The sequence below is a fragment of the Klebsiella sp. CN_Kp100 genome, from assembly GCF_040065315.1.
Classification (GTDB): domain Bacteria; phylum Pseudomonadota; class Gammaproteobacteria; order Enterobacterales; family Enterobacteriaceae; genus Klebsiella; species Klebsiella oxytoca.
Genome location: NZ_JBEAIJ010000033.1, coordinates 123,543 through 134,678, shown reverse-complemented (window position 1 = coordinate 134,678; position 11,136 = coordinate 123,543). Strand labels below are relative to the sequence as shown.

Genomic DNA, 11,136 nt, shown 5'->3' with positions numbered 1-11,136 from the left:
TCAGTCTGGCACTTTGATGCCGTAAGGGGGAGGTGTCCATCACATCGGGCTACGGATTCACCGCCGGCTACGATCGAGTAGCCCGGACAGGTGCGCAGCGCCGCCTCCGGGGATCTCTTCAACGGTGAAGCTCGTTCCGCAGAACAGCGCCTTACAGCCCCAGCTCACTCAGCCCCGGGTGATCGTCCGGACGACGGCCCTGGGGCCAGTGAAACAGACGCTCGCTTTCGGTTATCGGCAGATCGTTGATGCAGGCGTAGCGCGTCTGCATCAGGCCGTGCCGATCAAACTCCCAGTTTTCGTTGCCGTATGAACGAAACCAGTTGCCGCTGTCGTCGTGCCACTCATAGGCAAAGCGTACCGCAATACGATTATCGCTCCACGCCCACAACTCCTTAATCAGCCGGTACTCCTGCTCTTTACGCCATTTGCGCTGCAGGAAGTCGATAATCTGCGTTCTGCCGTGAACAAATTCGCTGCGATTACGCCATTCGCTATCGACGGTATAGGCCAGCGCGACCTTAGCGGCATCGCGGCTGTTCCAGCCATCTTCAGCGGCACGGACTTTTTGTGCGGCGCTCTCGCGGGTGAACGGCGGCAGAGGCGGACGTTGTTCGGTCATCATGAATCTCCTGTATGAATACGCTGCTGCAGGCGCTGATTTTCCCGCTCCAGCTCGTCAATACGCTGTTGCAGCGTCTGGCTATACTCCGCCACCTGTCGGGCGGTGTAGCGCGGGGTAATATGCTGCGGGCAGTTCCAGTCAAAAGCCTGTAAGCGGAAACGATAAATGCGCTCAATCCGGGCCCGATAGTTCTCCGGGGCCACCCGCGCCAGCAGCTGCGGGTCGGCATCCACCGCCACAACCTCTACGGTGGCGTAGATTTTCAGCCTGGCACGCCGCGGGTAATCCATCAAAAACAGACAGGCTCGATCGCTGCCGCGCAGGTTGCCGGTGGTGATGTACTGGCGATTACCGGAAAAATCCGCCATCGCCAGGGTGGTTTCATCCAGCAGATGCACAAAGCCCACCGGACCGCCGCGATGTTGAACATAGGGCCAGCCGGTTTGCGAAAGGGTGGCCAGATAGAAGCTGTCGCGGGTGACAATCATCGCCTCCTCGCTGGCGCCGAAGCGCTCACCCCGGCGCTGGCGATGCGGCGCCTGCCACAGCTCATCGCTGCCCATTTCATGCTGGACATCCATTACGTCCGGCGTCATGGCGATATCAAGAAATTCTGCTGGCATAGATCCTCCCGATACGTTGCGGCGTAACTCATCATGGACTGTGCTGGCAGAAAAGATAATAGTGGGAATATGACAATCATCTTTCCGTAAAACGGGATAATTATGGACCGACTTAGCGCGATGGCGCTGCTGGTAAAAGTGACCGAACTCGGCAGTATGTCGGCGGCTGCGCGGGCGCTGAATATGCCCCTGACTACCGTCAGTCGCCAGATTGGCGAACTGGAAAATACCCTCGGCGTACGCCTGATGATCCGCACTACGCGCAAGCTGACGCTGACCGATGCCGGCGTCGATTATGTCGCCGCCGCGCGGCGCATTCTGGAAGAGGTAGAGCGCGCCGAGCGCCAGGCGGCGGGCGAATATCAGGAGCCAAAAGGCGAACTGGTTCTCTCAGCCCCAACCATGTTTGGACGCCTGCATGTTTTACCGATAGTCGCCCGTTTTCTCGCTCGTTACCCGCAGATTCGCGTCCGTTTGCTGCTCAGCGACCGCAATGCCGACCTGGTGGGCGAACATATTGACTTAGCGGTACGTATCGGCCCGCTACCGGACAGCGGGATGGTGGCCACCCGGCTGGGCGAGATGCGCATCGTGACCTGCGCCCACCCGGCTTTGTTGGAAAAACACGGCATACCACAACGCCCGCGCGAGCTGGCCGCGCTACCAATCATTGGTATTGAATCACCGATGCCTTACCGCGGCTGGCGCTTTCACGCCGAAGAGGCGGAGGACCGGCTGGTGCTGGTGCAGCCGGTGCTGTCACTGACCACGCCGGAGAGCGCCGCCGAGGCTGCCCGCCAGGGAGTCGGCGTGGCCCGACTGCTGCATTACCAGGCGATCGATGGCCTGGCCCGCGGCGAATTACGGATGATCCTGCAAGCGACGGAGCCGGAACCTGTGCCGGTGCACCTGCTGTACACCTCCCGGGATCTGGCTCCGCTCAAGCTGCGTAAATTTATCGATTTTGCCACACCGGCACTGCGCCAGGCGCTGTTACGTATTGCCGCCGCCGTCTAGCCTGCGGTGGTTTTTAACGGCGCTTCTTTCAGGAACCAGGAGAGCGCGAACGCTACCGCCATAATGCCGGCGGCCATCAGAAACGCCGCATGAATAGCGGACCCGAAGGCATCCAGGTAATCGAGGCGAATCTCCGCCGGAAGATTCTGCACCGCCGCCGGGTTCAGCGCCCTCGGCAGCTGCGCGCCTTCCGGCAGCAGGCGCTGGAGATTGCTTTGCAGCACATGCGTAAACACCGCTCCAAACAGCGCCACGCCGATGGAACCGCCAATCGATCGAAACAGCGTGACCCCGGAGGTCGCCACGCCGTACATCTGCGCGGGCATCGCGTTCTGCACCGCCAGCACCAGCACCTGCATCACCAGCCCCAGGCCCGCCCCCAGCACCCCGGTAAACAGGTACAACTGCCACATCGCGGAGTGAATAGTGATGCGCGTCAGCAGCACCATGCCGATGACCCCCAGCAGAGTGCCGATAATCGGAAAAAGGCGATACTTGCCGGTGCGGCTGATAATGCGCCCGCTGATGATTGACGTCATCAGCAGGCCACCCATCAGCGGAATTAACTGCAAGCCCGCCTCGGTCGGCGTCGCCTCTTTGACCACCTGTAAATAGAGCGGCAGAAAGGTCACCGAGCCAAACAGCGCCATGCCGATAACAAAGCCAATCAGGCTGCACAGCAAAAAGCTGCGGTTGCGGAACAAGGAGAGCGGAATAATCGGCTCGCTGGCCAGCCGCTCTTCATGAATAAAGCCAACGATCCCGACCAGACCAAACGCCAGGATGCACCACAGCTGCGGGTCGCTCCACGCGCGGACGCTGCCGCCCTCGGAGGTAAACAGGATGATGCACAGCAGCGCCATGCTGAGATAGATCGCTCCCAGCCAGTCGATCTGATGCTGGCTGCGTTTGTTGCTGCTGTGAAAAACCGCACCGATCACCAGCAGCGCAAACAGCCCCAGCGGCAGGTTGATATAAAAAATCCACCGCCAGGAGGCGTGCTGCACCAGGAAGCCGCCAATTAACGGCCCGATGACCGTCGCCAGGCCAAAGACGCCGCCAAACAGTCCCTGATAGCGGCCGCGTCTGGCGGGAGGGATAACGTCAGCCACCGCCGCCATACTGATCACCATCAGGCCGCCGCCGCCCAGCCCCTGTAGGCCGCGCATCAGCACCAGTTGGGTCATATTTTGCGCCAGCCCGCAAAGAACGGAACCGGCAAGAAACAGTACAATCGCCACCTGCAGGACAATTTTGCGCCCGAACAGATCGCCAAACTTGCCATACAGCGGCACCGCGATGGTCGAACTCAGGATATAGGCGGTGACCACCCAGGAAAGCTTATCCAGCCCGCCAAGTTCACCGACGATGGTCGGCAGCGCGGTGGAGACGATGGTCTGATCCAGCGCCGAGAGCAGCATCACCAGCAGCAGGGCGCTGAAGAGCAGGCGGATCGAGGGTACCGCCGGTTGGGTGGCGACTTCAGATGTCATAACATCACTCGCTTGAAATTAATTAAATGCATAATTAATATTTAGGGAAATGATGAATCTGGTCAAGGGATCGCCACAAGATGTCAGCACAAAAAGACAACGAAGCACCGCGTCGTCCCGGTCGTCCGCGCGGGCAAAAATCCGGCTCCGCCAACCGCGAACAGCTGATGAATATTGCCCTGGCGCTGTTTGCGCGCCACGGGATCGCCCGAATTTCGCTGAACGCCATTGCTAAAGAGGCGGGGGTGACGCCCGCGATGCTGCACTACTACTTCAGCTCGCGCGAAGCGCTGGTGGAAAAGCTGGTTGAAGAGCGCTTTATGCCGCTACGCAGCGAGATCGGACAGATTTTTGTCGCGCACGGCGACGATCCGGTCACCGCCTTTACGTTGCTCATTAAAACCCTGGCGACCATGGCGGAGAAAAACGCGTGGTTCGCGCCGCTGTGGATGCAGGAGATCATCGGCGAGATGCCGGTGCTGCGCCAGCATATGCACGCGCGTTTTGGCGATGAGAAGTATCATAAGATGCTGGAGACGGTGCGCCGCTGGCAGCGGGAGGGCAAGCTTAATCCGGCGCTCTCCCCGGAGCTGCTGTTTACCACCCTGATAAGCCTGGTGCTGGTGCCGTTCTCCCGCACCCACACCGATCCGCGGTTAAAATCGGTAGACCGGGAGATGATTGTCAGCCATGCCCTGGCGTTAACAGGCAATGGCATCGGCGGCTAATTCCCCCCGGCTCGCGCTGCGCTTAGCCGGGCTACAGGTTTATAACCGTCTGCGGTTGAGTAGCGCGGATAAGGCGCAGCCGCCATCCGGGGGATTTAACCCGATTCACAGCCGCCTGCAATTGGGTAGCCCGGACAGGCGCACAGCGCCGCCTCCGGGATGGTCTCCTGAAGCCAGATTTACAAGACTTTCGATAAATAATGGCGCTGCATACCCGCGTGCGGAAAATCCGGCAGCGACATCTGCAGCTGATAGCCCAGCTTCTGATAAAACGGCAGCGCCTGAAAGCTGAATGTATCCACCAGCATATGGCTGCAGCCACGCGACCGCGCCTGAGCTTCCGCTTCATACATCAGCTCGCTGCCCAGGCAGCTGCCGCGCGAAGCTTCGCTGACCCACAAATACTCAATGCACAGCCAGCTGCCTTTGCGTTTGGCAATCAACCCGCCGCGCATCGCGCCAGCTTCATCGCGTGAATAAACGCCCAGCTCGCCGAACTGAGCCGGGTCGAGAAAGCGCAAATTGTATTCCCGCAGGCCCGCCAGCAGCTCTTCTTGATCGGTAGGATTAATGTTCTCTGTTATTATTAATGCCATTGATTATCTCCATTTTTTATTTTTCACAGACCATTCACCACCCTACTTTCACAAAATATCCTTTTTTTCTCCATTATTTCCTGACTAAATTCCCTGCACTAAATTTTGTGTAAAAAATCTTCCCATCATTCGGTTCAGACGTATAATGGAAAAAATGAGAACGATCATTCTCATCATCTTAAACCATGGAGAAACCCGTGATAAATAGCCTGTAGCAGGCATGACTACTCGGTTCAGAGCCTGTAACCGCCGTCTGATGCCGTATTCGCCGCACAGGAAAATCTCGGAAAAACCGCGCAATCAATAGCGGTATTCACCGAGTTATTTACTGCAAACAGGAATATTTATTTCCCACTTTGTTATTTGTGCTTGCCCGGAGATGCATCATCGCCCGGCCCATCACCCCGCCAGTGAATTTGCGGGGCGGACGTCGTTCATCCTGAGAAAATATAATGAAATACACTATAGCCCCCATCGCAGCAGCATTATTTCTCCTTAGCGGGTGCGATAATGCGCAAACCTCCTCCCCGCAGCAGATGACGCCGGAAGTCGGCGTCGTCACTCTGCAGGGGCAACCTGTCCCGGTGGTAAGCAGCCTGACCGGACGCACCACCGCCTCGCTTAGCGCTGAAGTTCGCCCGCAGGTGGGCGGGATCGTGCAAAAACGCCTGTTTACCGAAGGCGATATGGTCAAAGCCGGACAGGCGCTGTACCAAATCGACCCGTCAAGCTATCGAGCAACGTTTAACGAAGCCGCCGCATCGCTGAAACAGGCCCAGGCGCTGGTGACCGCCGACTGTCAAAAAGCCCAGCGCTATGCGGTGCTGGTCAAAGATAACGGCGTCTCCCGTCAGGACGCCGATGACGCAATAGCGACCTGTAATCAGGATAAAGCCAGCGTCGAGTCGAAAAAAGCGGCGCTGGAAAGCGCGCGTATCAACCTGAACTGGACCACCGTGACCGCGCCGATTGCCGGGCGCATCGGGATCTCATCCGTCACGCCGGGGGCGCTGGTATCCGCCGATCAGGACACCGCGCTGGCGACGATCCGCGGCCTGGATACGATGTACGTCGATCTCACCCGATCCAGCGTCGATCTGCTGCGCCTGCGTAAGCAAAGCCTGGCGAGCAACAGCGATACGCTCAACGTGACCCTGACCCTTGAAGATGGCAGCACCTACAGCGAAAAAGGCCGCCTGGCGCTGACCGAAGTGGCGGTAGATGAATCGACCGGATCGGTCACGCTGCGCGCGGTCTTCCCCAATCCGCAGCATGTGCTACTGCCCGGTATGTTCGTTCGCGCCCGCATAGACGAAGGCATTATGAACGATGCGATCCTCGCCCCGCAGCAGGGCATTACCCGCGATGCCAAAGGCGATGCCACCGCGCTGGTGGTTGATGCTAATAACAAGGTTGAACAGCGCAGCGTGGAAACCGGCGAAACCTACGGCGACAAATGGCTGATCGTTAACGGTCTGAAGAGCGGCGACCGGCTGATTGTCGAAGGGACCGGCAAAGTGGCGCCGGGCCAGCAGGTCAAAGCCGCCGAAGTCAAAAATGACGGAGGCAACGCCTGATGTTTTCCCGCTTCTTTGTGCGACGCCCGGTCTTCGCCTGGGTTATCGCCATTCTGATTATGCTCGCCGGGATTCTGGCTATCCGCACCTTGCCTGTCGCCCAGTATCCTGACGTCGCGCCGCCGGCGATAAAAATCTCCGCCACCTACACCGGGGCCTCTGCGGAAACCCTGGAAAACAGCGTCACCCAGGTGATTGAGCAGCAGCTCACCGGACTGGATAACCTGCTCTACTTTACATCCACCAGCAGCTCCGACGGCTCGGTCAGCATTACCGTCACGTTCGAGCAGGGTACCGATCCGGATACCGCCCAGGTTCAGGTGCAGAACAAAGTGCAGCAGGCGGAATCCCGTCTGCCGAGCGAAGTTCAGCAGTCTGGCGTAACGGTGGAGAAATCGCAGAGCAGCTTCCTGCTGATCCTCGCGGTGTATGACAAAAACAACAAAGCCACCAGCTCCGATATCTCCGACTGGCTGGTCAGCAACATGCAGGATCCGATGGCGCGTATAGAAGGCGTCGGCAGTCTGCAGGTGTTCGGCGCCGAATACGCCATGCGCATCTGGATGGACCCGACCAAACTGGCCTCCTATTCGCTGATGCCATCCGATGTGCAATCGGCTATAGAGGCGCAGAACGTACAGGTGTCCGCCGGTAAAATCGGCGCGCTACCCGCCTCCAACGCGCAGCAGCTGACCGCCACGGTACGCGCTCAGTCGCGGCTGCAAACCGTCGCCCAATTCAAAGAGATTATCGTCAAGAGCAAGAGCGACGGTTCGGTGGTGCGCCTGAGCGACGTCGCCCGCGTTGAAATGGGCAGCGAAGATTACACCGCTTCCGCCAATCTTAACGGCCATCCAGCTGCGGGGATCGCGGTAATGATGGCGCCGGGCGCTAACGCCCTGAATACCGCGACGCTGGTAAAAAACAAGATTGCCGAGTTCCAGCGCCAGATGCCGCAGGGCTACGATATCGCTTACCCGAAAGACAGCACCGAGTTCATCAAAATCTCGGTGGAGGATGTGATTCAGACGCTATTCGAGGCGATAATCCTCGTGGTCTGCGTGATGTATCTGTTCCTGCAAAACTTCCGCGCCACGCTGATCCCGGCGGTGGCGGTTCCGGTCGTACTGCTGGGCACCTTCGGCGTGCTGGCGCTGTTCGGCTACTCGATCAACACCCTGACGCTATTTGCGATGGTGCTGGCGATAGGCTTGCTGGTGGATGACGCCATCGTGGTGGTGGAAAACGTCGAGCGTATCATGCGCGACGAGGGGCTGCCCGCCCGCGAAGCCACCGAAAAATCGATGGGTGAAATCTCCGGCGCGCTGATCGCCATTGCCCTGGTGCTCTCGGCGGTATTTCTGCCGATGGCCTTCTTCGGCGGCTCAACCGGGGTGATTTATCGCCAGTTTTCAGTGACCATTATCTCGGCGATGATGCTCTCGGTAGTGGTCGCCTTAACCTTAACCCCGGCGCTGTGCGGCGCGCTGCTGAGCCATTCGAAACCGCATACCAAAGGCTTCTTCGGCGCCTTTAACCGCCTGTGGGGACGCACCGAGCAGGGCTATCAGCATCGTGTTGTCGGCGGCCTGCGTCGCTCGGCGATGATGATGGGCGCTTTTGTCCTGATTTGCGGCGGCATGGCGCTGGCGATGTGGAAATTGCCGGGCAGCTTCCTGCCGACGGAGGATCAGGGCGAAATCATGGTCCAGTACACGCTGCCTGCCGGAGCAACGGCGGTACGCACCGCCGAGGTTCGCCGCCTGGTCACCGACTGGTTCCTGACGAAAGAGAAAGCCAATACCGACGTGATCTTTACCGTTGACGGTTTTAGCTTTAGCGGCAGCGGACAAAACGCCGGGATGGCCTTCGTGTCGCTGAAAAACTGGTCCGAACGTAAAGGCGAAGAAAATACCGCTCAGGCCATCGCCCTGCGCGCCACCAAAGAGCTCGGCAGCATTCGCGACGCCACCCTGTTCGCCATGACCCCGCCGTCGGTAGATGGCCTGGGGCAGAGTAACGGTTTCACCTTCGAACTGATGGCCAGCGGCGGCACCGATCGCGACAGTCTGATGAAAATGCGCAGCCAGCTGCTGGCCGCGGCGAATCAAAGTTCCGAGCTGCAGTCGGTACGCGCCAACGATTTGCCGCAAATGCCGCAGCTGCAGGTCGATATCGATAACAATAAAGCCGTCTCGCTCGGGCTGTCATTAAGCGATGTTACCGATACCCTCTCCAGCGCCTGGGGGGGAACCTACGTTAACGACTTTATCGATCGCGGTCGCGTGAAGAAGGTCTATATCCAGGGCGAAAGCGACGCCCGCGCCGTGCCGTCCGACCTCGGTAAATGGTTCGTACGCGGCAGCGATGACAGCATGACGCCGTTCTCCGCCTTCGCCACCACCCGCTGGCAATACGGCCCGGAGAGCCTGGTGCGCTACAACGGCTCCGCCGCCTTTGAAATCCAGGGCGAAAACGCCAGCGGCTTCAGCTCCGGCGCGGCAATGGACAAGATGGAAGCCCTGGCCAATGACCTGCCGGCCGGTACCACCTGGGCATGGAGCGGCATGTCGCTGCAGGAAAAACTCGCCAGCGGCCAGGCGATGAGCCTCTACGCCATCTCGATTCTGGTGGTCTTCCTGTGCCTCGCGGCGTTGTATGAGAGCTGGTCGGTACCGTTCTCGGTGATCATGGTGATCCCGCTTGGGCTGCTCGGCGCGGCGCTGGCGGCATGGATGCGCGGTCTGAACAATGACGTTTACTTCCAGGTGGCGCTGTTAACCACTATCGGCCTGTCGTCGAAGAACGCCATCCTGATCGTCGAATTCGCCGAATCGGCGGTGGAAGAGGGCTATTCCCTGTCGCGTGCCGCCATGCGCGCCGCGCAGACCCGCCTACGACCTATTGTGATGACCTCGCTGGCGTTTATTGCCGGGGTGCTGCCGCTGGCGATCGCCACCGGAGCCGGGGCCAACAGCCGCGTGGCGATCGGTACCGGGATTATCGGCGGAACCCTGACCGCGACGCTGCTGGCGGTGTTCTTCGTGCCGCTGTTCTTTGTGCTGGTGAAACGCTTCTTCACCCGCCATCGTTCTTCTCAGGAGTAAGTTATGTTTCGTTTTACCTTAGTCTTTGTTGCGCTCCTGACGGCGGGCTGCGTCTCTCTCGATCCGAACTATGAGCGCCCGGCCGCGCCTGTGCCAGCGACCCTGCCGGGCAGCCACGGCGAGGCAACCGCGGTGGTCAGCGACTGGCAGCAGGTAGTGAATGACGCCCGCCTCAAAAAAGTGGTGAACATCGCGTTAACCAGCAACCGCGACGTGCAGAAAGCGCTGGCCGACATCGAAGCCGCGCGCGCCCAGTTTGGTGAAACCCGCGCCTCGCTGTTTCCGACCCTCGACGCCGAGCTGAGCCATACCCGCAGTAAAACGGTGGCCAGCGGTCTCACCTCGTCAGCGGAAGCCGACGGCGCGGTTTCCAGCTTCGAGCTGGATCTGTTTGGTAAGAACCAAAGCCTGACGCGCGCGGCGCGGGAAACCTGGCTTGCCAGCGAATTCACCGCTCAGAATACGCGTCTGACGATGATTGCCGATCTGACCACCGCGTGGATAACCCTCGCCGCGGACAACAGCAATCTGGCGCTGGCGCAGGAAACCATGGCCAGCGCGGAGAACTCGCGCAACATCGTCACCCGCCAGATGGAAGTCGGCACCGCCTCAGCTGGCGACCTGAGCGATGCGGAAAGCGTTTATCAGCAGGCGCGCGCCAGCGTCGCCAGCTACCGCACGCTGGTGGCGCAGGATAAAAACGCGCTCAACCTGCTGGCCGGAGAAACCGTGCCGGATAGCCTGCTGCCCGGCACCCTTGAAAGCCTTGGCGATCGTAGTATCACCCTGGTGCCGGCGGGCGTCTCTTCATCGATACTGCTGCGCCGCCCGGATATCCAGGAAGCGGAGCATAATCTGAAGAGCGCTAACGCCGATATCGGCGCGGCGCGGGCCAACTTCTTCCCGTCCATCTCGTTGACCGCCAGCGCCGGGGTCGGCAGCGACTCGCTCTCGTCGCTGTTCAGCCACGGCATGCAGGTGTGGTCATTCGCGCCGTCCATCAGCCTGCCGCTGTTTACCGGCGGCAGCAACCTGGCGCAGCTGCGCTACGCTGAAGCGGAGAAAAAGGGTCTGATCGCCACCTATGAGAAGACCATTCAGAGCGCCTTTAAGGATGTCGCCGACGCGCTGGCGCGCCGGGAAACGCTCAGCGAACAGCTGGACGCGCAGAATAAATACGTCGCGGCGGAGCAGAAATCGCTGAATATTGCGATGAAGAGCTATCAGGCCGGGGTCGGAGATTATCTGTCGGTGCTGACCGCCCAGCGAACGCTGTGGTCGGCGCAGGCCACGCTGATCTCCCTCCAGCAGACCGACCTGGAAAACCGCATCACCCTCTGGCAGTCGCTGGGAGGCGGCGCCAGCTAACA

Annotated in this window: 9 protein-coding genes; 5 read left to right on the top strand and 4 right to left on the bottom strand. The window is 59.7% G+C overall.

Going from position 1 to position 11,136, the window contains the following annotated elements; all coding sequences use genetic code 11:
• Positions 1–151: 151 nt before the first annotated feature.
• Both ABLV12_RS12100 and ABLV12_RS12095 read right to left on the bottom strand, forming a co-directional pair.
• Positions 152–622, bottom strand: coding sequence for a nuclear transport factor 2 family protein (locus ABLV12_RS12100; RefSeq protein WP_004116531.1), 471 nt, complete (start codon positions 620–622; stop codon positions 152–154).
• Entirely contained in the window at positions 622–1,248 is a 627-nt protein-coding gene (locus tag ABLV12_RS12095; protein ID WP_004107016.1) for a pyridoxamine 5'-phosphate oxidase family protein, read from the bottom strand. The genes ABLV12_RS12100 and ABLV12_RS12095 overlap by 1 nt, the downstream gene beginning before the upstream one ends.
• 102 nt (positions 1,249–1,350) lie before the next feature.
• On the opposite strand from ABLV12_RS12095, the gene ABLV12_RS12090 reads away from it, so the two are divergent.
• Complete coding sequence (locus tag ABLV12_RS12090; protein WP_160887224.1) at positions 1,351–2,265, top strand: LysR family transcriptional regulator; 915 nt, start codon at positions 1,351–1,353, stop codon at positions 2,263–2,265.
• On the opposite strand, the gene ABLV12_RS12085 is transcribed toward ABLV12_RS12090, so the two are convergent.
• Positions 2,262–3,758 carry an MDR family MFS transporter gene (locus ABLV12_RS12085; RefSeq protein WP_004116541.1) on the bottom strand — a complete coding sequence of 499 codons (1,497 nt, stop codon included), beginning with the start codon at positions 3,756–3,758 and terminating at the stop codon, positions 2,262–2,264. The genes ABLV12_RS12090 and ABLV12_RS12085 overlap by 4 nt on opposite strands.
• Positions 3,759–3,838: 80 nt before the next feature.
• Between ABLV12_RS12085 and ABLV12_RS12080 the strand changes: the two genes are divergently transcribed.
• Positions 3,839–4,486, top strand: coding sequence for a TetR/AcrR family transcriptional regulator (locus ABLV12_RS12080; RefSeq protein WP_348867060.1), 648 nt, complete (start codon positions 3,839–3,841; stop codon positions 4,484–4,486).
• A gap of 179 nt (positions 4,487–4,665) precedes the next feature.
• Here ABLV12_RS12080 and ABLV12_RS12075 read toward each other — a convergent pair whose 3' ends face one another.
• Positions 4,666–5,082, bottom strand: coding sequence for a GNAT family N-acetyltransferase (locus tag ABLV12_RS12075; protein WP_348867059.1), 417 nt, complete (start codon positions 5,080–5,082; stop codon positions 4,666–4,668).
• Between the two features lie 452 nt (positions 5,083–5,534).
• Here ABLV12_RS12075 and ABLV12_RS12070 point away from each other — a divergent pair, with 452 nt between their 5' ends.
• From ABLV12_RS12070 to ABLV12_RS12060, 3 genes are read left to right on the top strand one after another with little or no spacing between them, the layout of a single operon-like run.
• On the top strand, positions 5,535–6,659 hold the full coding sequence (locus ABLV12_RS12070) for an efflux RND transporter periplasmic adaptor subunit (RefSeq protein ID WP_004107028.1): 1,125 nt from the start codon (positions 5,535–5,537) through the stop codon (positions 6,657–6,659).
• Positions 6,659–9,766, top strand: a complete 3,108-nt coding sequence (gene eefB, locus ABLV12_RS12065) for a multidrug efflux RND transporter permease subunit EefB (RefSeq protein ID WP_348867058.1) — start codon at positions 6,659–6,661, stop codon at positions 9,764–9,766. The genes ABLV12_RS12070 and eefB overlap by 1 nt, the downstream gene beginning before the upstream one ends.
• Positions 9,767–9,769: 3 nt before the next feature.
• On the top strand, positions 9,770–11,134 hold the full coding sequence (locus tag ABLV12_RS12060; RefSeq protein ID WP_160887220.1) for an efflux transporter outer membrane subunit: 1,365 nt from the start codon (positions 9,770–9,772) through the stop codon (positions 11,132–11,134).
• Positions 11,135–11,136 lie beyond the last annotated feature (2 nt).

Coding starts and splice junctions, on each gene's coding strand:
- ABLV12_RS12080 (WP_348867060.1), top strand. CDS start 3,839: ATGTCAGCACAAAAAGACAACGAAGCACCGCGTCGTCCCGGTCGTCCG.
- ABLV12_RS12070 (WP_004107028.1), top strand. CDS start 5,535: ATGAAATACACTATAGCCCCCATCGCAGCAGCATTATTTCTCCTTAGC.
- ABLV12_RS12090 (WP_160887224.1), top strand. CDS start 1,351: ATGGACCGACTTAGCGCGATGGCGCTGCTGGTAAAAGTGACCGAACTC.
- ABLV12_RS12075 (WP_348867059.1), bottom strand. CDS start 5,082: ATGGCATTAATAATAACAGAGAACATTAATCCTACCGATCAAGAAGAG.
- ABLV12_RS12085 (WP_004116541.1), bottom strand. CDS start 3,758: ATGACATCTGAAGTCGCCACCCAACCGGCGGTACCCTCGATCCGCCTG.
- ABLV12_RS12095 (WP_004107016.1), bottom strand. CDS start 1,248: ATGCCAGCAGAATTTCTTGATATCGCCATGACGCCGGACGTAATGGAT.
- ABLV12_RS12060 (WP_160887220.1), top strand. CDS start 9,770: ATGTTTCGTTTTACCTTAGTCTTTGTTGCGCTCCTGACGGCGGGCTGC.
- ABLV12_RS12100 (WP_004116531.1), bottom strand. CDS start 622: ATGACCGAACAACGTCCGCCTCTGCCGCCGTTCACCCGCGAGAGCGCC.
- eefB (WP_348867058.1), top strand. CDS start 6,659: ATGTTTTCCCGCTTCTTTGTGCGACGCCCGGTCTTCGCCTGGGTTATC.